This window comes from Streptomyces arenae (assembly GCF_022343545.1).
GTDB lineage: Bacteria > Actinomycetota > Actinomycetes > Streptomycetales > Streptomycetaceae > Streptomyces > Streptomyces humi.
Map to the genome: position 1 here is coordinate 82,856 of NZ_JAKQYH010000064.1, position 18,183 is coordinate 101,038.

Sequence of the window (18,183 nt, forward strand, 5' to 3'; positions counted from 1 at the left end):
TAACTCAGAGCAGCGCGGAAGCGGCGCCCTTGAGGACCAGTCCGACGCCCAGGGCCACCACCACGAGCGCCGAGGCGAGCGGGGTGGTCCTGCGGACCAGGGTGGCCATGGGGTGGGCGGTCCAGCGCGGGCGTCCGTCCAGCACCCGAGTCATTCCCGTACCCAGCTTGACGACGGCGAACCCGGCGGCGGTCAGGGTCAGCGCGAGCCCGACGCCGTAGGCGACGACGAGGAGCAGGCCGAACCAGGCCTGGCCGAGAGCCGCGGCACCGACCAGCACGACGACCGCGGAGGGGCTGGGCACGAGGCCGCCGGCGAAGCCGAGCAGGATGGTGCCGCGGATCGTGGGGGCCGTTTCGTGGGTGTGGGTGTGACCGCCGTGCGTGTGCGTGTGCCCGGCGGCGTGGTCGTGCGTGTGCGCGTCGGCGTGGTCGTGATGGTGCCCATCGGCGTGGTCATGGCCGTGACTGTGGCCGTGGTGACGGTCGTGCTCGGGACCGTGGCTGTGCTCGTGACCGCGGTTGTGCTCGGGGCCGTGGTGGTGACTGCGCTCGTGCTCGTGGGGGTGTCCGTGGTCGTGGGAGTGCGCGTCGGCGTGGGGGTGTGCCGTTCCGACCAGGGCCAACTGGCGCTGTCCGGCGTCCTCGTGGGTGTGCTCGTGGTGCCGGGCCTGCTCGTGGGTCCGGTTGCGCCAGGCCCTTCGGGTCAGGTTCATGCCCGCGGCCAGGACCATGGCGCCGCTGGCGATGCCCAGCCAGGCGATCACCGAGGGAGTGGCCGCCGAGCCCGCGGTGACCAGGATGCCCAGGGCGACCACGCCCAGGGTGTGGGTGATCGTGACCGACGCGGCCAGCGGGAGGACGTCACGGAGGCGGGCGCGGCCGCCGCGGGCCGCGGCCGTCGCCGCCATCAGGGTCTTGCCGTGGCCCGGTGCGAGGGCGTGCATCGCCCCCAGGGCGATCGCGATGAACAGCGCGAGCGTGGCGAAGCCGACCGTGAGGTGGTTGCGGGCGACCAGGTCGGTGAGGGCCTGGGTCCAGCGGTCCACCCCCCGGGGCAGGATGGCGGAGCCCGGGGCGTCCTGCCGTTCCGCGGCCAGTGCCGGGCCGCCCGGCCGGACCCGGACCGCGGCGGTCGTGATGTCGGCGGGGGAGGACAGCAGGTCCTTGGGGTAGCTGGTGAGTTCGTGGGAGAGGGACGTCTTCGGCACGTCCGTCCTCGTCAGCGTCATCCGGTCGCCGCGTGCCGTGATCTCCCGCCAGCCGGGGCCGGAGTCGGTGCCCGCGCTGTGGAAGCCGAGGGTGACGGTGGCGCCCTCGGCGAGGGGTGCGGTGAACCGGCACGAGACGCGCAGGGTGTTCAGGCCGGCCTGGCCGGGGCGCAGCTGGGCGTGGCTCGCGGTGACGGTCAGGGGGGTCGCCCTGCCGTCGACGGTGAGCCTGCTGCCGTCCGCCGCCGCCGTGCAGCGCCGCTCGGCCCACTCGGCCGCGCCCAGCCGCTTCAGGTCCGGCTTGGCCTGGGTCGCCGGGATCTCGGCGAGGTCCTCGAAGTGGTTGACGCGGAGCTGACCGGGGGCGGCGACCAGGCCGTCGTACTTGTTGACGGTGAAGTTGCCGAGTGGATGTGCCTGCGCGGCCGTGGCCGGGAGGAGGGTGAGGCCGCAGACGGCGACGAAGAGGGCCGCGGCGCGACGGCGGAGGGTCACTTCGAGTCCTCCAGCGCCTTACGGGCGGCACGGGCGCCCAGCGGTGAGAAGCCGGGGTTGAGCTTCAGGGCCTTGGTGAGGGCGGCACGGCCGGCCGCCTTGTCGCCGTCGGCCAGCTCGATCATGCCCAGGTGGTAGCTGAAGGAGGCGTTGCGGTAGCCGGTGGCGCCGGCCTGTCGCGCGTACGGCAGCGCCTCCTTGTCGCGACCGTTGACGTGCAGGGCCCAGGCCAGCGCGTCCGCCGTGTGCACGGTGTGCCGGCGGGCCCACTCGGCGCGCGCGGCCTTCAGCGCCTCGGCCTTGTCGCCGTGGTCGGCCGCGGCGAGCGCGGTGTCCAGGTCGGCGTTGACGCCGTTGGCGCGGGCGAGCGCGATCCAGGCCTCGACGAGGGCGTACTGGTCCTCGGCCTTCGCCTTGTCGCCCTCGGCGCCCCGGTCCTCGTACAGCTCGCCGAGCTCCACCAGCGGCTGGGGCAGCGGATAGCGGGAGACGACCAGCTCCATGCCCTTGATGGCGTCGGCGCGGTCGCCGCTCGCCGCCTGGGCACGGGCCCGGCCCTCCAGCGCGGGGAGGTAGTTCTCGTCGGCGGTCAGGGCGCGGGCGTAGTAGTCGAGCGCGCTCTTGTAGTCGCCCTGGTTCCAGGCCAGCAGGCCGAGTTGCGCGGCCACGTACGCGATGTCGCCCTTCGAGGTGGCCGTGGACAGCGCCTGTTGCAGCACCTGCCGCGCGGTCTGCACGTCACCCCGCAGCTCCCGCACGTACGCGTAACGGGTGAACACCGGGACGCCCGGCTTGCGCTGGTCGGCGAGGTCGGCCGCCTTGGCCGCGTCGGCGTACCGGCCGAGTTCGACCAGGGCGTCGATCCGGGAGGACAGGGCGCCCGCGTTGTACGGGTTCTGCTTCAGGGCCCGGTCCGCGTAGGTGAGCGCGTCGGCGAACTGGTGCCGGGCGGCGGCCAGCGCGGCCTGCCCGGCCAGCGCCTGGTCGTTGCCCGGGGTGATCCGCAGGGCCCGTTTCAGGGCCTTGTCGGCCTGCGGGTAGCGGGACGGGTCGCCCTTGGTGCGCGCCTGCTCGACGTAGGCGAGGCCGAGCGTGGCCCAGCTGTCGGAGTCCTTGGGCTGGGTGCGGAGATGGGCCTGGAGGGAGGCGATGCTCGCGTCGAGGCTTCCGCTCGCGAGCATCGCCGGTGACACGGCACTCGACGCGGCGACCGGCGTCGCACCGCTGTCCCGGGCCGCCCCGAAGGCGATGGCACCGCCGGTCAGCGCGACGGCCAGCAGCGCGGCGGAGCCCACGAGCCGGGCCCGCCGCCAGTTCCGCCCCGCGGCGGCGAACCGGCGCAGGGCGGTGACCCGCTCGTCGTCGTTCCGGTCCGGCGCGTCCTTCGTGTCGGCGGGCTGCTTGTCGTTCGTACCCGGGGCCATGCCCTCTCCTAGTGGCTGTCGCATGGGGCGGCGCGGCCCGCTGCCGTGGGGGATTCGGTGGGGAGCGGGCCGCGCCAGTCTTCAGGTGGGGAAGCGGTGTCTAGTAGGGCCGCTGCATCCGGCGGCGCCACCAGCCGAACGCGGTGCCGATCAGCAGCACACCCGCCGCACCGGCGGCCGCCGACCCTGCGATCAGCGTCGTGTCGGTGCCGCCGCCGGAGCCGGACAGGGTGTCACCCAGCGCGCTCTTCGTGGTGCTCCCGCTGCCCGTGCCCTTGGCGAGCGGACCGCGCGAACCGGAGGTCGGCTCGGCCACGTACGGGAAGTACTTCTCGAAGCTCTTGTCGTTCTTGTCGACCGCGTCGCCCAGGTCGTTCTTGGAGCCGACCAGTTCGCCCTCGACCACCTGGAGCGCCTCGTCGATCACGTCGTCGGTGAGCCGGCGGCCGTTCGGGAAGCCCGCGTTGTCGCCGTCGAGGACACCGAGCCGCTTGGGCTTGGCCGTCGGCTTGATGGACGTGTTCAGGCGGAGCATCTCCGACGGGGTGGCGTACGGCTGCAGTGTGTTGAGGCCCTTGACGCCCGTGAGGAACACGCTGACGAGGTCGTTGCGGGGTTCCTTCGGCGCCTTGATGTGGTAGATCGCCTCGATGAGCTTGGGCAGCTCAGGGTTGGTGACGTTCTTCAGGAACTGCGCGTCGTCCTTGGGCTGGGACGCGTTGAACTTGTCCTTGTCCTTCTGCGGGTTGACGACCTCGTTGACCAGCGGGTTGCCGAGGCGCGAGACCTGCGAGTAGTAGCCCTGCGCGTTCTTGCGCTGGGTCGTCGCGTAGATGCCGACGGTCGGGCGGCTCTTCGACTGCCGGATCAGGTCGTTCGGCACCTGGAGGGCGATCGTGTTGACGTTGTAGCCCTTGAGGGTGTCGTTGCCGACCTCGGAGAGGTTGCCGCCGTACAGCAGGTCGAAGACGCGCAGGTCGGCGAAGAACGGGTCGTCGGCCTGGCCGGCGAAGGTCGCGCCGCCGTTGGTGGTCTTGTAGACGGCCTGGGAGCGCAGCTTCGCGTAGTCCGGCATCGACGCCTTGCCGACGTTCGACGGGGCCGCCGGGATGTCGCTGGCGATCCTCGACGTGTACTGCTGCTTGCCGTTCTTGAGCTTGATCAGGTCGAGGTTGTACGACTGCGTGACGTTCAGGTCCGGGTCGGTCAGGTTGTCGACCACACCCGTGTTGTAGAGGAACGTCTTCTTGTTCTTGATCTGGGTCTTGAACGTGTAACGGAAGATCAGGTCGTCCTTCGCGTCACCGTTGTTGTCGACGTGGATGTCGTACTGGGCGTCGTCCGCGAACTGGTAGAAGTTCGGGCCGCCCGCCGGCTCCTCGAACGGGATGTAGTCCGACACGATCGTGGTCGTGTCGGGCTTGTCCGGGCTGACGAACGCGTACAGGTCCGTGTTGTCGTACTGCGGGGTCCCCGAGATGAGGGGAGCTTCCCGGTGGGAGGAGGCTGCGGCCACCCCCGGTTCCAGCGCGGCGACGCTGGCGGCTGTGATCCCGCCGGTGGCCAGTGCCCCACAGATGAGGGTGACAAGGCCCTTGCGCCCCGCACCGCTCCTGGAGATTAGAGGTGTCATGCCGTCCGTCCCTCGGTCCCAACTTGCTTGACGGACGGGTATACGGAGCAGGAGGGCCGTTTGGATTGGTCGGAAGAAAAAAATCTTTTCTTCCTGCTCGACCCGCGTTTTTGCCTCCCGCTTACGTACTTCTGCCGGAGGTGCGTCCAGTTGCGAATGCGTGGTACGGGAGGGCGGGCCGGGTGCGGCCACAGAAGGGCGGACGGGGTGCAGGCGGACGAACTGCTGGTGCTCGTCGCGGGTGGTGACCAGAGGGCGTTCGAGGATCTCTACGGCCTGGTCTCCGGCCCGGTGTTCGGGCTCGTACGGCGGGTGGTCCGCGATCCCGCCCAGTCGGAGGAGGTGGCCCAGGAGGTGCTCCTCGAACTCTGGCGCTCCGCACCCAAGTTCGACCCCGGCCGGGGCAGTGCCCTCTCCTGGGTCCTCACCCTCGCCCACCGCCGCGCCGTGGACCGGGTGCGCAGCGCCCGCGCGGCCGGTGAACGCGAACAGCGCGAGGCGCTGCGCGCGGGCGAACCCGCCTTCGACCAGGTCGCCGAAACGGTGGAGGCCGGTCTGGAGCGCGAGTGGGTACGCCGCTGCCTGGACCGGCTCACCGCCCTGCAACGCCAGTCCGTCACCCTCGCCTACTACGACGGCTACACGTACCGTGAGGTCGCCGAGCGGCTCAAACTGCCGCTGGGCACCGTCAAGACCCGGATGCGCGACGGGCTCAGCCGGCTGCGCGACTGCCTCGGAGGTGTCGCATGAGCCTGGTGGGCCGCCTGCTGCACCGCGAGGACCTGCACTCCCTGGCCGCGCCCTACGCCCTGGACGCCCTGGAGCCCGGCGAGCGGCGCCGCTTCGAGAAACACCTCAGGGACTGCGGCCGGTGCGCCGAGGAGGTGCGGGCACTGACCGAGGACGCCGTACGGCTCGCCTGGTCCACGGCCGCCCCGCCGCCCGTCGCGATGCGCGACCGGGTGCTGGCCGCCGTACGCGCCACCCCGCAGGAGCCGGCTCCGGGCCGCGAGCGCGTCCCCAATCTGCCGCCGCACGTCTGGGGCGGGCAGCCGCCTCCGCAGCGCCGCCGGCCGCGGCCCCTGTTCGTGCCGTTCGCCACCGCCACCGCGGCGGCCGCGCTGGTCATCGCCTCGCTGTTCGCGGTGCAGGCCGACCGGACACAGAACCAACTCGACGCGGAGCGTGCCCAGTCGCGTGAGATCGCCCACGTTCTGGCCGCCCCCGACGCCCGCGCGGTCGGCGCCGAGGACGCCCAGGGCCGAAGTATCGGAGCGGTGGCCTCCGCTTCGGAGGGGCAGGCGGTCGTCACGCTGAGCGGATACGGCGCGCTGCCGGACGGGCGCGTGCACCAGCTCTGGCTGATGCGCCCCCGCGCGCAACCGCGCTCCCTGGGGCTCTTCGAGGCCGACACGCCCCTGGTCGCCACGGGTCTGGTCAAATCCGCGACGTCACTCGCCGTGACCGTCGAGCCTGCCGGTGGCTCAGCGCAGCCCACCAGCCAGCCAGTTGTCCAACTCGCCCTGAAATCGGTCGGATTCGGAGAGTAATCAAAGAGGGGTCGTCAACGCCCTTGCGGGGAAGGTGAATCCTGTGACCGCGATACACGAGTGCCCCATCGGGGCGATAGGGTTACCCTGCCCGGGCCGGGTGGACTCGTACGGGTGGGGAGTGACATGGAGCAGATAACACGCAGCAGGGCGAGGGTTCCTGCGATCACCTGCGGGAGCAGCGCGACCAGTTCGCGTCTCGACCGCCATCTGTCGGTGCTGGCGGGACCCGCCATACCGCAGCAGCAGGCGGTCGAGGCGACGTCACTGATGCGTGAGCTGACCGCACGTGCACCCGCGCAGCGCAGCGACCGGGTCACACGGGTCAGCCGTGTCTCCCTCTTCGCGCCACTGCGCAGGCTGCGCCGTTCGCTGTTCGGCGGCAGCAAGCACTGAGACCGCGAGCCCCGCGCTCAGGCGACCACACCGTCCCGGCGCAGCGCTGCTGACTCGGCGTCCGTCATCCCCACGGCACGCAGCAGCGCTTCGGTGTGCTGCCCGAGCGCGGGTACGTCTCCCATCCGCGCCTCGTCCCCGCCAGGCAGCGTGATGGGCGGCAGCAGCGCGCGCAGCGGCCCGACCGGCGACCCCACTTCCCGCCACCGCTCCCGGGCCGCCAGCTGCGGATGGTCCGCCAGCTCGGCCAGGTCCCGCAGCCGCGCGCACGCGATGCCCGCGGCCTCCAGCCGGCCCAGCGCCTCGTCGGCGCCCAGCGCCCCGAGGGCCTTCCCCACCAGCTCGTCGGTGCGCGCCCGGTTCGCCACCCGTGCCGCGTTCGTCGCGAATCCCGGATCCGACCCCAGCTCCGGCCGCCCGAGGACGCCCTCGGCCAGCCGCCGCCACTCCCGGTCGTTCTGCACCGACAGCAGCACCCGGCCGCCGTCCGCGGTCGGATAGGCGTCGTACGGCGCGATCACCGCGTGGGCCAGTCCGGAGCGTTCCGGCGGGGTCCCGCCGTGTACGGTGTGGTGCAGCGGATGCCCCAGCCACTCGGCCAGCGCCTCCAGCATGGACACCTCCACCGGGCCGCCCCGTCCGGTCGTGCCGCGCCGCACCAACGCCGCGAGGACGCCTGAGAAGGCGTACATGGCCGCCGCGATGTCCGCCGCCGGGATCCCGGCCTTCACCGGCTGCTCCGGCGTCCCGGTGACCGACACCAGCCCCGCCTCGCACTGCACGAGCATGTCGTACGCGCGTTTGCCGGCGTACGGCCCCGACGCGCCGTACCCGGAGATGTCCACGGCGACCAGACGGGGGTGGGCGGCGCACAGGGTGGCCGCGTCCAGCCCGAGCCGGGCGGCGGCCCCGTGCGCGAGGTTCTGCACGAAGACGTCCGCGTCCGAGACCAGCCTGCGCAGCACCTCGAGGCCCCGTGGGTCCTTCAGGTCCAGCGCGATGGACTCCTTGCCCCGGTTGCACCACACGAAGTGGGAGGCGAGACCCCGGGCGGCGGTGTCGTAACCGCGCGCGAAGTCGCCGCCGTCGGTCCGTTCGACCTTGATGACCCGGGCGCCGAGATCGGCCAGCTGCCGGGTGGCGAACGGCGCGGCCACGGCCTGTTCGACGGCGACGACGGTGATGCCCTCCAGGGGCAGCGGAAGACGGTCCATGGGCCGGATCATGTCCCGCGACCGGCGGATCTGTCAGCAGTGCGGATCCCGGCGCCCTCGAAGGGGGGCGCTCACAGCAGCGTCAGCTGGCCCGCCGGGCCCTCTTCCGCGTGCTCCAGGACCGATGCCGGTCTGCGGGACGCGTCCGGCGGCGGGAGGACGTCCGCGTCTCTCAGGTCCTTCGCCGTGATCGGTGCCGTGATCTCCAACTCGGCCTGCCGTTCCCGTACTTCCGCCAGCAGAGCCAGGACCGTGATCAGCTCCAGCAGCTCCGACGTCCAGGACTGGGACCAGGTCGCGGGGGTGAGGGCCGCCAGGGTTCCCGGTTCCGCCGGTTCCGCCGGTTCCGCCGTCCGGGCCGTGAACCAGGCCTCCAGGGCGCGTGTCTCGCCCGTCCGGAACTCCCAGGCCTCCGGGGGTACCGGGGAGATGCGGCCCTCGTCGAGGTGAAGGGCCTCCTCCTCGGGGTCGTAGCGGATCGTCAGGGGACGGGAGGGCAGCGGGGCCCGGACGTAGGGGCGGCGGCCGCCGGGGAGCTTGGGGCGTTCGCCGTCCCGGCGCAGCAGCCACAGGGCGCGGTGGCCCAGTTCCACACCCCGGGACCACAGGTCCGGATCCGCGGTGAGCGGAACCGTGTGGTCCGGGCGGATCGCGGTCAGGGTCCAGGCCAGCAGGTCCAGCGGGGTCAGGGCACGGCCCAGCAGGTCGGTCAGGTGGGCCAGCAGACCCGGCGCCAGGTTCGGTTCCTCGCCGCCGGGGCGGCGGTACAGCGGGCGCACGCGGCCCGCGCGCACCGTGGGCACGAGGGACGTCACCAGCAGCGGCATGCCCTCGGTCGACTCCACCGTGAAGACCTGGTGGCCGTCCGCCACCCGCCACAACTCCGGTCGGGCCGCGTCGATCAGACGGTGGTCCGGGATCAGCCACTGTTCGTCGAACGGGGCGGCGAGGACGCGGACCGGGTCCGCGGCGGGGCCCGACGCCTGCTCCAGCCGCTCCGTGCCGGCGGCCCGGCCGGGGAGCTGGGGCACGGCCGAGTGGACCGTCCGGGCGCGCGTCGGCTCGAACAGGGCCGCCCGGTCCGGCCCCTCGGCTCGCAGCAACGCCTCCCAGCGGGCCTTCAGGGTCGCCGGATCGGGGGCCGTCGGCCACCCCCGGCCCAGCCGTAGTGGTGCGACGGACCACGGCATGAGGTCCGCCAGCGGCGGAGCGTCGTCGTGCGTCACGCCCGGCATCGTACGACGACTTCAGGTGGCGTCGAGCGTGACCGTGAAGGAGAAACGGTCTCCCCGGTAGTGGATGACCGCAAGGTCCAGGACCCGGCCCGCCGTGTCGTAGGTGACGCCCGTGTAGTGCAGGATCGGACTGAGCAGCGGGACCCGGAGCAGCCGGGCGGTCTCCGGATCGGCCAGCCGCGCCTCCACCGTGTCCGTGATGCGGCTGATGTCCGCGCCGACCACGTCGCGCAGCACCTTCGTCATCGGCCGGCGGGCCAGCTCCTCCGGGTCGAAGCGCTCGGCCAGTTCGGGACGGACGTGGTTGCGGGCGTGATTGGTGGGCTCACCGGTCTGCTCGTCGCTGCGCAGCCGGTGGTACGTCGCGACCTCCGCGAGATCCGGGAAGAACTCGGCGAGTTCGCCGGCCACGGGCACGGTGCCGTGGTCCAGCAGTTCCGCCGTCATGCCCGACTGCTGGGCCACGATCGCGTCCACCGAGCCGAGCAGTCGCACCGGGGCGCCCCGCCGGGCGTCCGGCTCGATGAACGTGCCCCGGCGGCGGTGCCGGCTGATCAGACCCTCGTCCTCCAGCTCCTTCAGCGCCTGTCGCATGGTCAGCACGCTCACCCCGTAGTGCTCCGCGAGCTGTTCCTCGGTGGGCAGCCGGAGCGGGTCCCGGGGCGAGCGGCCGAGTATCGAGGCGCGCAGCGACTGCGAGACCTGGTACCAGAGCGGCAGCTTGCGGTTCAGGACGATGGAATCCGGGGCGAAGGAGGTCACGGGCACATCCGTACCGGTAGGCGCCTGCTCAGTGCAACGGGCGGAAGTGGCGTTCCAGGCCCCGCCACACGTCGTCGTAGCGCTGCTGGAGGTGGTCCGCGGTCGCCGCCTGCGGGGTGAGCGTCACGGGCCAGCGGGTCTCGAACATGAAGGCCAGACCGTCGTCGAGCTTCTGCGGCCGCAGTTCGGCGGCGCTCGCCCGGTCGAACGTCTCCCGGTCCGGGCCGTGCGCCGACATCATGTTGTGCAGCGAGCCGCCGCCCGGCACGAAACCCCCCTTGCCGGCGGTCTTCGCGTCGTAGGCGCCCTCGATCAGCCCCATGTACTCGCTCATCACGTTCCGGTGGAAGTACGGCGGCCGGAAGGTGTCCTCGCCCACCAGCCAGCGGGGCGCGAAGACCACGAAGTCGACGCCCGCCAGGCCAGGCGTGTCGGACGGGGACGTCAGCACGGTGAAGATCGACGGGTCGGGGTGGTCGTAGGAGATGGTGCCGAGCACATTGAAACGGCGCAGATCGTAGACGTAGGGCACATGTGTGCCGTGCCAGGCGACCACGTCCAGTGGGGAGTGGTCATATGTGGCGGTCCACAGGTTGCCGCAGAACTTGTTGACGACCTCCACCGGACCCTCGACGTCCTCGTAGGCGGCCACGGGGGCCCGGAAGTCCCGGGCGTTGGCGAGGCCGTTGGCGCCGATCGGGCCGAGGTCGGGAAGGCGGAACGGTGAGCCGTAGTTCTCGCACACATAGCCGCGGGCCGAGGCGTCCAGCAGCGCCACACGGAAGCGGACCCCACGGGGGATCAGCGCCACATGTCCTGGCTCCACATGCAGCAGGCCGAACTCCGTGTGCAGCAGCAGTCCGCCGTGTTCCGGGACGATCAGCAGTTCACCGTCGGCGTCGGAGAAGACCCGCTCCATCGAGGTGTCGGCGTGGTAGAGGTGCACGGCCATGCCCGTGCGCTGGGTCGCGTCGCCGTTGCCGCCCAGGGTCCACAGGCCCGCGAGGAAGTCCGTGCCGGCCGGCGGCCGGGGCAGCGGGTCCCAGCGCAGCCGGTTCGGGTCGGGGGCGATGTCCGTGAAGGGACCGGTGCGCACCGCCCCGTTGCCGGCGGCCCGCGTGAACGCCGGGTGGGCGGCCGAGGGGTGGATCCGGTAGAGCCAGGAACGCCGGTTCTGGGCCCGGGGCTCGGTGAAGGCGGAACCGCTGAGCTGTTCCGCGTACAGGCCGAGCGGGGCGCGCTGCGGGGAGTTGCGGCCCTCGGGCAGCGCACCCGGCACCGCCTGCGAGGAGTGCTCGTTGCCGAACCCGGAGAGGTACGTCAGGCCCTCGGCGGCCTTGCGCGCCTCCGCACGCCCGGATCCGCTCGCGCCCAGGGCGCCCCCATCGCTCATGATCGCTCCCTGCAACCGCCGGCCGTCGATTCCTATGTATCACCGTAGGATTGCGCGGGGGCGGGTGCAAGAGGGCGCCGGATCATCCCCGAGGGGGGCGGGAACCCGACTCCAGGGGGATCCCGGCCGGCGCCGCGCTGTTCTACGCTCCCGGGCATGTCGTGGACGCGTGGACTACCGGGCGGGCTGGCGCTCTGCGCGCTGCTGCTGGTCGCGGCGGCGGGGTGCGGGAGCGGGCGGGCGCCCGGGCAGCGGGAGACGGGAGCGCCGTCACCGGTGGGCAAGATCCTCGACGACACGGACGAGAACGGCCGCCACTACCGCGAGATCGACAGGAAGCAGGCTCCCGAGGTGGACACGGAGGTCACCCCGGATGCGTCCGGCGGCTGGGACGTCCGGCTCGACCTGCACCGCTTCCGGTTCTCCGGGACGGGCAGCGGGGCGAAGGCGGTGGCCGGGCGCGGCCTCGCCTACCTCTTCGTGGACGGCGGCCTGGTGACCCGGCTGCGGACCTCCGCCTACCACCTGCCGGCCGGTCTCGTGCCGCACGGCACCCACCACGTCACCGCGCGGCTCTACGCGGACGACGGCACGGTGTGGGCGGTGCACGGCAAGCCGGTCGAGAGCACGGCGGACGTCACGGCGTCCGGCACGGAGGCGGCGACCCCGTCGGCGGGAACCCGCGCCGGGACCGGCACCGGCGCCGCCCCGACGGGATGAGCGGCCGTACCTCCGGCCGCCGTACCGGGGGGCGAGGTTCACCCGGCCCCCGCGAAAAGGCATCATGAAGCCGTGCCCCCAGCGACCCCGCTCCGCAAAGCGCCCGTCCAGCGCCGCAGTGCCGAACGGCTGACCAGGATCCTCGACGCCTGTGCCGACCTCCTCGACGAGGCGGGTTACGAGGAACTGAGCACCCGGGCCGTCGCGGTGCGCGCCGGGGTGCCCATCGGCTCGGTGTACCGCTTCTTCGGCAACAAGCGGCAGATGGTCGACGCCCTCGCGCAGCGCAACCTGGAGCGCTACACCGAGCGGGTCACCGAGCGGCTGAAGGACGCGCCGAAGGGCGACTGGCGGGCGGCGATGGACGCGGTGCTCGACGAGTACCTGGCGATGAAGCGCACCGCCCCGGGCTTCTCGCTCGTCGACTTCGGCAACCAGATCCCGGTGGGCGACCGCCACGCGGAGCCGAACCACCGGGTCGCGGACCGCCTGACCGACCTGCTCTCCGGCTACATAGGCCGCGCACCGGACGAGGTCCTGCGCCGCACGTTCCTGGTCGCGGTGGAGACGGCCGACACCCTGGTCCACCTGTCCTTCAGGATGGCCCCGGAGGGCGACGAGGCGATCATCACGGAAACCCGCGAACTCCTGAGGGCCTACCTGGCCCGGACCCTGGACTGACCCCCTCCAACGAACACAGGAGCACCCCAAAGGGGCGCGGCGAACCGCGCAACAAGCCCCCACCGACTCGCACTCGGGCCACGACAGCCCGCCCCTGGAAGCGCCCCGAAGGGGCGCGGGGAACTGCGCGACAAGCCCCCACCGGCCCGCACTCGGGCCACGACAGCCCGCCCCTGGAAGCGCCCCGAAGGGGCGCGGGGAACTGCGCGACAAGCCCCCACCGACTCGCACTCGGGCCACGACAGCCCGCCCCTGGGAGCGCCCCGCAGGGGCGCGGGGAACTGCGCGGCGCGCCCCCGCCGGCCCGCACCCGGAACGCCACGGGGCTCCCCCCTCGACATACCAACCGGTATGCTCGCCGCGAGTCCGGCCGCCCCCCGTCGCCGCACCCCTCCCGGAGGCCCGCATGCCCCGCACCGCCCTGCGTATCTGCCCCCTCTGCGAGGCGACCTGCGGGCTGACCCTCACCATCGAGGGCACCCGCGTCACCGGCGCCCGCGGTGACCGCGACGACGTCTTCAGCAAGGGGTTCATCTGCCCGAAGGGCGCCTCCTTCGGCGCCGTCGAGGCCGACCCCGACCGGCTGCGCACCCCCCTCGTCCGCAGGGACGGCGAGTTGCGCGAGGCCACCTGGGCGGAGGCCTTCGACGCGGTCGCCGCCGGGATCCGGCCGGTCGTCGAGCGGTACGGCCCCCACTCCGTCGGCGTCGTCCTCGGCAACCCCAACGTCCACACCATGGCCGGCGGCCTCTATCCGCAGGTGCTGATCGGCGCCCTCGGCACCCGCAGCGTCTTCACCGCGTCCACCGTCGACCAGATGCCCAAGCACGTCTCCAGCGGCCTGCTCTTCGGCGACGCGAACGCGATACCGGTGCCCGACCTGGACCACACCGACCACCTCCTCCTGATCGGCGCCAACCCCCTGGAGTCCAACGGGAGTCTGTGCACCGCCCCCGACTTCCCCGGCAAGCTCAGGGCGCTGAAGGCCCGCGGCGGCACCCTCACCGTCATCGACCCGCGCCGCACCCGCACCGCGCGCCTCGCGGACCGGCACATCGCCGTCCGGCCCGGTACCGACGCCCTGTTGCTCGCCGCGATGGCCCAGGTCCTCTTCGAGGAGGACCTGGTGGACCTCGGCGACCTCGCTCCGCACGTCGAAGGCCTCGCCGGACTCCGCGCCGAACTGGGCGACTTCACCCCGGACGCGGTCGCCCACGCCACCGACGTCGACGCCGGCACGATCCGCGTCCTCGCCCGCGAACTCGCCGCCGCCCCCACCGCCGCCGTGTACGGCCGGATCGGCAGCTGCACCGTCCCGCACGGCACCCTCGCCAGCTGGCTGGTGGACGTCCTCAACATCCTCACCGGCAACCTGGACCGCCCGGGCGGCGCGCTCTTCCCGCAGGCCGCCACCGACCGGACCCCGCGCCCGGCGGGCCCCGGCCGCGGCTTCGCGCTCGGCCGCTGGCACTCCCGGGTCAGCCGCCACCCGGAGGCCAAGGGCGAACTGCCGCTCTCCGCGCTCGCCGAGGAGATCGACACCGCGACGCCCGAGGGGGAACCGATCCGGGCCCTGATCGCCGTCGCCACCAACCCGGTGCTCTCCGCACCCGACGGCAGCCGCCTCGACAAGGCCCTGGACTCCCTCGACTTCATGGTCAGCGTCGACCCGTACCTCAACGAGACCGCGCGCCACGCCGACGTCGTGCTGCCCCCGCCGCCGCCCTCCCAGAGCCCGCACCACGACTTCGCCTTCAACACCCTGGCCGTCCGCAACCAGGTCCGCTACAGCCCGCCCGCCGTCCCGCTGGAGCCCGGCCGGATGGCGGAGAGCGAGATCCTGGCCCGGCTGATCCTGGCGGCCGGCGGCATGCACGGCGCCGAGCCGTCCGCCGTCGACGACATGGTCATCGGCCAGACCCTCGGGAAGGCGGTCACCGAGGCCCACTCGCCCGCGCACGGCCGCGACCCACGAGAGCTCGCCGCCCTGCTCACCGGCGACACCGGCCCCGAGCGCCGGCTCGACATGATGCTGCGCCTCGGCCCGTACGGCGACGGCTTCGGCGCCCGGCCCGACGGCCTCACCCTGGAGCGGCTGCTCGCCCACCCGCACGGCATCGACCTGGGGCCGCTCACCTCCCGTCTGCCGCAGCCGCTGAAGACCCGCAGCGGCAAGGTCGAACTGCTGCCGGGGCCGATCGCCGGCGACCTGCCCCGGCTGCGCGCGGCCCTCGGCGACCGCCCCGACGGGCTCGTCCTGGTCGGCCGCCGGCACCTGCGCTCCAACAACAGCTGGATGCACAACGTGCCCGCCCTCACCGGCGGTTCCAACCGCTGCACCCTGCACATCCACCCCGAGGACGCCGAACGGCTCGGGGTGCGTGACGGAGCGGACGTACGCGTCAAGGGCGCCGGGGGAGAGGTGGTCGCCCCGGCCGAGGTCACCGACGGCGTCCGGCGCGGTGTCGTCAGCCTCCCGCACGGCTGGGGCCACGACCGCCCCGGCACCCGGCTCAGCCACGCCGTGACCACGCCGGGCGTGAACGTCAACCAGCTCCTCGACGGCACCCTGCTCGACCCGCTGTCCGGCAACGCCGTCCTCAACGGCATCCCCATCGAGGTGACCGCAACGCTGTGACCTGGAGTTCTGCGCTTATTGCTCGCGTGTCAACGTCTTGTTAACGACGTTCGACGCGACCTAACGTCATCGCACCGCCGGCCCTGGTGGGAGTTCAAGGGCGAACGTTAGGTGTTCCACTCATGCTGACCATCCTCGGCTTCGCCATGATCGCGACCTTCCTGGTCCTGATCATGCTGAAGAAGATGTCGCCGATCGCGGCGCTCGTGCTGATCCCCGCGCTGTTCTGCGTGTTCGTCGGCAAGGGCGCCAAGCTCGGCGACTACGTCATCGACGGCGTCACGAGCCTCGCCCCCACCGCGGCGATGCTCATGTTCGCGATCGTCTACTTCGGTGTGATGATCGACGTCGGGCTCTTCGACCCGATCGTCAAGGGGATCCTGAGGTTCTGCAAGGCCGATCCGCTGCGGATCGTCGTCGGCACGGCCCTGCTCGCCGCGATCGTCTCCCTCGACGGCGACGGCTCCACCACCTTCATGATCACCGTGTCGGCGATGTACCCGCTGTACAAGCGGCTGAAGATGAGCCTGGTCGTGATGACCGGTGTCGCCGCGATGGCCAACGGCGTGATGAACACCCTGCCCTGGGGCGGTCCGACCGCCCGCGCGGCGACCGCGCTGAAGCTGGACGCGAGTGACATCTTCGTGCCGATGATCCCGGCGCTCGCCGCCGGCCTGCTCTTCGTGATCACCCTCGCCTACGTCCTCGGCCGCCGTGAGCGCAGGCGGCTCGGCGTGCTGACCCTGGACGAGGCGCTGGTGGCGGAGCGGGAGACCGAGACGGTGCTGGTCGGCGCGGGTTCCGGGACCGGGAAGTCCGCGACGCGCACGGGCGGTTCGGGGTCCGGCGCCGACGCGGGACTCCCCGCGGAGGACGAGACCTTCCAGGGCCTCGACCCGCACCGCGAGACCCTGCGTCCCGGGCTCTACTGGTTCAACGCGGCGCTCACCGTCACCCTGCTCACGGCCATGATCATGGAGTGGCTGCCGATCCCGGTGCTGTTCCTGCTCGGCGCCGCCCTGGCGCTGACCGTCAACTTCCCGCGGATGCCCGCCCAGCGGGCCCGGCTCGCCGCGCACGCCGAGAACGTCCTCAACGTCTCGGGCATGGTCTTCGCCGCCGCCGTCTTCACCGGCGTCCTCCAGGGCACCGGCATGGTCGACCACATGGCCGAGTGGCTGGTCGGCAACATCCCCGACGGCATGGGCCCGCACATGGCCCTCGTCACCGGCGTGCTGAGCATCCCGCTCACGTACTTCATGTCGAACGACGGCTTCTACTTCGGCATCCTCCCGGTCCTCGCCGAGGCCGGCCAGGCGCACGGCGTCTCCACCGTGGAGATCGCCCGGGCCTCGATCGTCGGCCAGCCGCTGCACATGTCCAGCCCGCTGGTCCCCGCCGTCTACGTCCTGGTCGGCATGGCCAAGGTCGAGTTCGGCGACCACACCCGCTTCGTCGTGAAGTGGGCCGCCCTGACATCCCTGGTGGTGCTCGGGGCAGGGATCCTGTTCGGGATCATCTGAGCCGCCCCGACCGATTCGACCGACCACTGTGCGGGAGGACTTGACCATGGCGCCCGGCAGGAACCGCGGCTGGCTGCTCCGGCTCGTGATCGCCTTCGGCTTCGCGCAGGGGGCGGTGTCGATGGCCCGGCCCGCCGTCTCCTACCGGGCGCTCGCGCTGGGCGCCGACGAACGGGCGGTCGGCGTCATCGCGGGCGTCTACGCCCTGCTCCCGCTGTTCGCCGCCGTACCCCTGGGCCGCCGCACCGACCACGGCCGCTGCGCACCCCTGCTGCCGGTCGGCGTGGTGCTGATATCCGGCGGCTGCGCGCTCAGCGGACTGGCGAACTCGCTGTGGACGATGGCGCTGTGGAGCGGGGTGATGGGCCTCGGCCACCTCTGCTTCGTGATCGGCGCCCAGTCGCTGGTGGCCCGCCAGTCGGCCCCGCACGAACAGGACCGCAACTTCGGCCACTTCACCATCGGGGCGTCGCTGGGCCAGCTGATCGGGCCGGTCGCCGCCGGTGCGCTGATCGGTGGGCCCGACATGGCGGGCAGCAGCGCGGTCGCGCTCGTGGTGGCGGGCGCGGGGGCGGCCGTCGCCCTCACGTCGCTGTGGCGCATCGAGGACCGTACGGCGGTCACGTCCCGGACCGGGCGCGGCGAGCCCGTGGCGGTCGGCCGCATCCTGCGCGCCCGGGGCGTGCCTGCGGGCATGCTGATCAGTCTCTCGGTGCTGTCCGCGACCGACATCCTGACGGCGTACCTGCCGGTGGTCGGCGAGCACCGGGGGATCGCGCCGGCGGTGATCGGCGTGCTGCTGAGCGTGCGGGCCGGGGCGACCATCGCGTGCCGGCTGGTCCTCACGCCGTTGCTGAGGCTGCTGGGCCGGCCGGTGCTGCTGACCGTGACCTGCTTCCTGGCGGCCGTGCTGTGCGCGGGGATCGCGCTGCCGGTGCCGTTGTGGGTGCTCGGGCTGATGCTCGGCGCGCTCGGGTTCTGCCTCGGGGTGGGGCAGCCGTTGTCGATGACGACGGTCGTCCAGGCCGCGCCCGACGGTGCCCGGTCCACGGCGCTCGCCCTGCGGCTGACCGGGAACCGGCTGGGCCAGGTGGCGGCGCCGGCCACGGCGGGGCTGGTGGCGGGGGTGGCGGGGGTGGCCGCGCCGTTCGTGATGCTGGGGGCGTTGCTGCTGCTGTCGGCGGGGGTGGCGGTGCGCTCGCCGGGGGCGGCGGAACGGTCCGGGAGCGCTCCGCCGGTGCCCCGGACGAGCCCCAAGGGCCCGGTGTTGCGCCGCCCGGGCGATATCTGACGGCGCGTCGGGCGCCGA

15 protein-coding genes are annotated in these 18,183 nt (G+C 72.7%); 8 read left to right on the plus strand and 7 right to left on the minus strand.

Annotated features, from left to right (window positions below; translation table 11 throughout):
• Positions 1-4: 4 nt before the first annotated feature.
• The 3 genes from MB828_RS28260 to MB828_RS28270 form a co-directional block, all read right to left on the minus strand.
• The gene (locus MB828_RS28260; RefSeq protein ID WP_301650683.1) at positions 5-1,705 is read right to left on the minus strand and encodes a nickel transporter; all 1,701 of its coding nucleotides are present in this window, start codon (positions 1,703-1,705) and stop codon (positions 5-7) included.
• Positions 1,702-3,153 carry a tetratricopeptide repeat protein gene (locus MB828_RS28265; protein WP_430381441.1) on the minus strand — a complete coding sequence of 484 codons (1,452 nt, stop codon included), beginning with the start codon at positions 3,151-3,153 and terminating at the stop codon, positions 1,702-1,704. The genes MB828_RS28260 and MB828_RS28265 overlap by 4 nt, the downstream gene beginning before the upstream one ends.
• A gap of 76 nt (positions 3,154-3,229) precedes the next feature.
• On the minus strand, positions 3,230-4,762 hold the full coding sequence (locus tag MB828_RS28270) for a DUF4331 domain-containing protein (protein ID WP_133025797.1): 1,533 nt from the start codon (positions 4,760-4,762) through the stop codon (positions 3,230-3,232).
• A 207-nt stretch (positions 4,763-4,969) separates the two neighbouring features.
• Between MB828_RS28270 and MB828_RS28275 the strand changes: the two genes are divergently transcribed.
• From MB828_RS28275 to MB828_RS28285, 3 genes are all read left to right on the plus strand, one after another.
• A complete protein-coding gene (locus MB828_RS28275; protein ID WP_133025798.1) occupies positions 4,970-5,512 on the plus strand; it encodes a sigma-70 family RNA polymerase sigma factor in 543 nt (180 codons plus the stop codon).
• The gene (locus MB828_RS28280) at positions 5,509-6,312 is read left to right on the plus strand and encodes an anti-sigma factor (protein WP_301650685.1); all 804 of its coding nucleotides are present in this window, start codon (positions 5,509-5,511) and stop codon (positions 6,310-6,312) included. The genes MB828_RS28275 and MB828_RS28280 overlap by 4 nt, the downstream gene beginning before the upstream one ends.
• A 126-nt stretch (positions 6,313-6,438) precedes the next feature.
• The gene (locus tag MB828_RS28285; RefSeq protein WP_133025800.1) at positions 6,439-6,708 is read left to right on the plus strand and encodes a hypothetical protein; all 270 of its coding nucleotides are present in this window, start codon (positions 6,439-6,441) and stop codon (positions 6,706-6,708) included.
• Positions 6,709-6,725: 17 nt separating this feature from the next.
• Here the strand turns inward: MB828_RS28285 and MB828_RS28290 are convergent, their stop codons facing one another.
• From MB828_RS28290 to hmgA, 4 genes are all read right to left on the minus strand, one after another.
• The gene (locus MB828_RS28290; protein ID WP_301650686.1) at positions 6,726-7,922 is read right to left on the minus strand and encodes a CaiB/BaiF CoA transferase family protein; all 1,197 of its coding nucleotides are present in this window, start codon (positions 7,920-7,922) and stop codon (positions 6,726-6,728) included.
• Between the two features lie 71 nt (positions 7,923-7,993).
• Positions 7,994-9,157: a type ISP restriction/modification enzyme gene (locus MB828_RS28295; protein ID WP_301650687.1), complete on the minus strand. Its 1,164-nt coding sequence runs from the start codon at positions 9,155-9,157 to the stop codon at positions 7,994-7,996.
• Between the two features lie 12 nt (positions 9,158-9,169).
• Positions 9,170-9,919, minus strand: a complete 750-nt coding sequence (locus MB828_RS28300; RefSeq protein WP_301650688.1) for a GntR family transcriptional regulator — start codon at positions 9,917-9,919, stop codon at positions 9,170-9,172.
• 28 nt (positions 9,920-9,947) lie between these two features.
• Complete coding sequence (hmgA, locus tag MB828_RS28305) at positions 9,948-11,312, minus strand: homogentisate 1,2-dioxygenase (RefSeq protein ID WP_133025807.1); 1,365 nt, start codon at positions 11,310-11,312, stop codon at positions 9,948-9,950.
• A 156-nt stretch (positions 11,313-11,468) separates the two neighbouring features.
• Here hmgA and MB828_RS28310 point away from each other — a divergent pair, with 156 nt between their 5' ends.
• The 5 genes from MB828_RS28310 to MB828_RS28330 all read left to right on the plus strand — a co-directional run bounded on the left by MB828_RS28310 (position 11,469) and on the right by MB828_RS28330 (position 18,165).
• Positions 11,469-12,032: a hypothetical protein gene (locus tag MB828_RS28310; RefSeq protein ID WP_133025808.1), complete on the plus strand. Its 564-nt coding sequence runs from the start codon at positions 11,469-11,471 to the stop codon at positions 12,030-12,032.
• Between the two features lie 72 nt (positions 12,033-12,104).
• Positions 12,105-12,713 carry a TetR/AcrR family transcriptional regulator gene (locus tag MB828_RS28315; RefSeq protein ID WP_301650689.1) on the plus strand — a complete coding sequence of 203 codons (609 nt, stop codon included), beginning with the start codon at positions 12,105-12,107 and terminating at the stop codon, positions 12,711-12,713.
• A gap of 406 nt (positions 12,714-13,119) precedes the next feature.
• Entirely contained in the window at positions 13,120-15,351 is a 2,232-nt protein-coding gene (locus MB828_RS28320) for a molybdopterin oxidoreductase family protein (RefSeq protein WP_301650690.1), read from the plus strand.
• An 86-nt stretch (positions 15,352-15,437) separates the two neighbouring features.
• On the plus strand, positions 15,438-16,874 hold the full coding sequence (locus MB828_RS28325; RefSeq protein WP_343236211.1) for a CitMHS family transporter: 1,437 nt from the start codon (positions 15,438-15,440) through the stop codon (positions 16,872-16,874).
• Between the two features lie 46 nt (positions 16,875-16,920).
• Positions 16,921-18,165, plus strand: a complete 1,245-nt coding sequence (locus MB828_RS28330) for an MFS transporter (protein WP_301650692.1) — start codon at positions 16,921-16,923, stop codon at positions 18,163-18,165.
• The last annotated feature ends 18 nt before the right edge of the window (positions 18,166-18,183 follow it).

Bases quoted from the DNA above. Each gene is read 5' to 3' on its own strand.
- hmgA (WP_133025807.1), bottom strand. From the start codon at position 11,312: ATGAGCGATGGGGGCGCCCTGGGCGCGAGCGGATCCGGGCGTGCGGAG.
- MB828_RS28295 (WP_301650687.1), bottom strand. From the start codon at position 9,157: ATGCCGGGCGTGACGCACGACGACGCTCCGCCGCTGGCGGACCTCATG.
- MB828_RS28320 (WP_301650690.1), top strand. From the start codon at position 13,120: ATGCCCCGCACCGCCCTGCGTATCTGCCCCCTCTGCGAGGCGACCTGC.
- MB828_RS28270 (WP_133025797.1), bottom strand. From the start codon at position 4,762: ATGACACCTCTAATCTCCAGGAGCGGTGCGGGGCGCAAGGGCCTTGTC.
- MB828_RS28310 (WP_133025808.1), top strand. From the start codon at position 11,469: ATGTCGTGGACGCGTGGACTACCGGGCGGGCTGGCGCTCTGCGCGCTG.
- MB828_RS28265 (WP_430381441.1), bottom strand. From the start codon at position 3,153: ATGCGACAGCCACTAGGAGAGGGCATGGCCCCGGGTACGAACGACAAG.
- MB828_RS28285 (WP_133025800.1), top strand. From the start codon at position 6,439: ATGGAGCAGATAACACGCAGCAGGGCGAGGGTTCCTGCGATCACCTGC.
- MB828_RS28330 (WP_301650692.1), top strand. From the start codon at position 16,921: ATGGCGCCCGGCAGGAACCGCGGCTGGCTGCTCCGGCTCGTGATCGCC.
- MB828_RS28280 (WP_301650685.1), top strand. From the start codon at position 5,509: ATGAGCCTGGTGGGCCGCCTGCTGCACCGCGAGGACCTGCACTCCCTG.
- MB828_RS28290 (WP_301650686.1), bottom strand. From the start codon at position 7,922: ATGGACCGTCTTCCGCTGCCCCTGGAGGGCATCACCGTCGTCGCCGTC.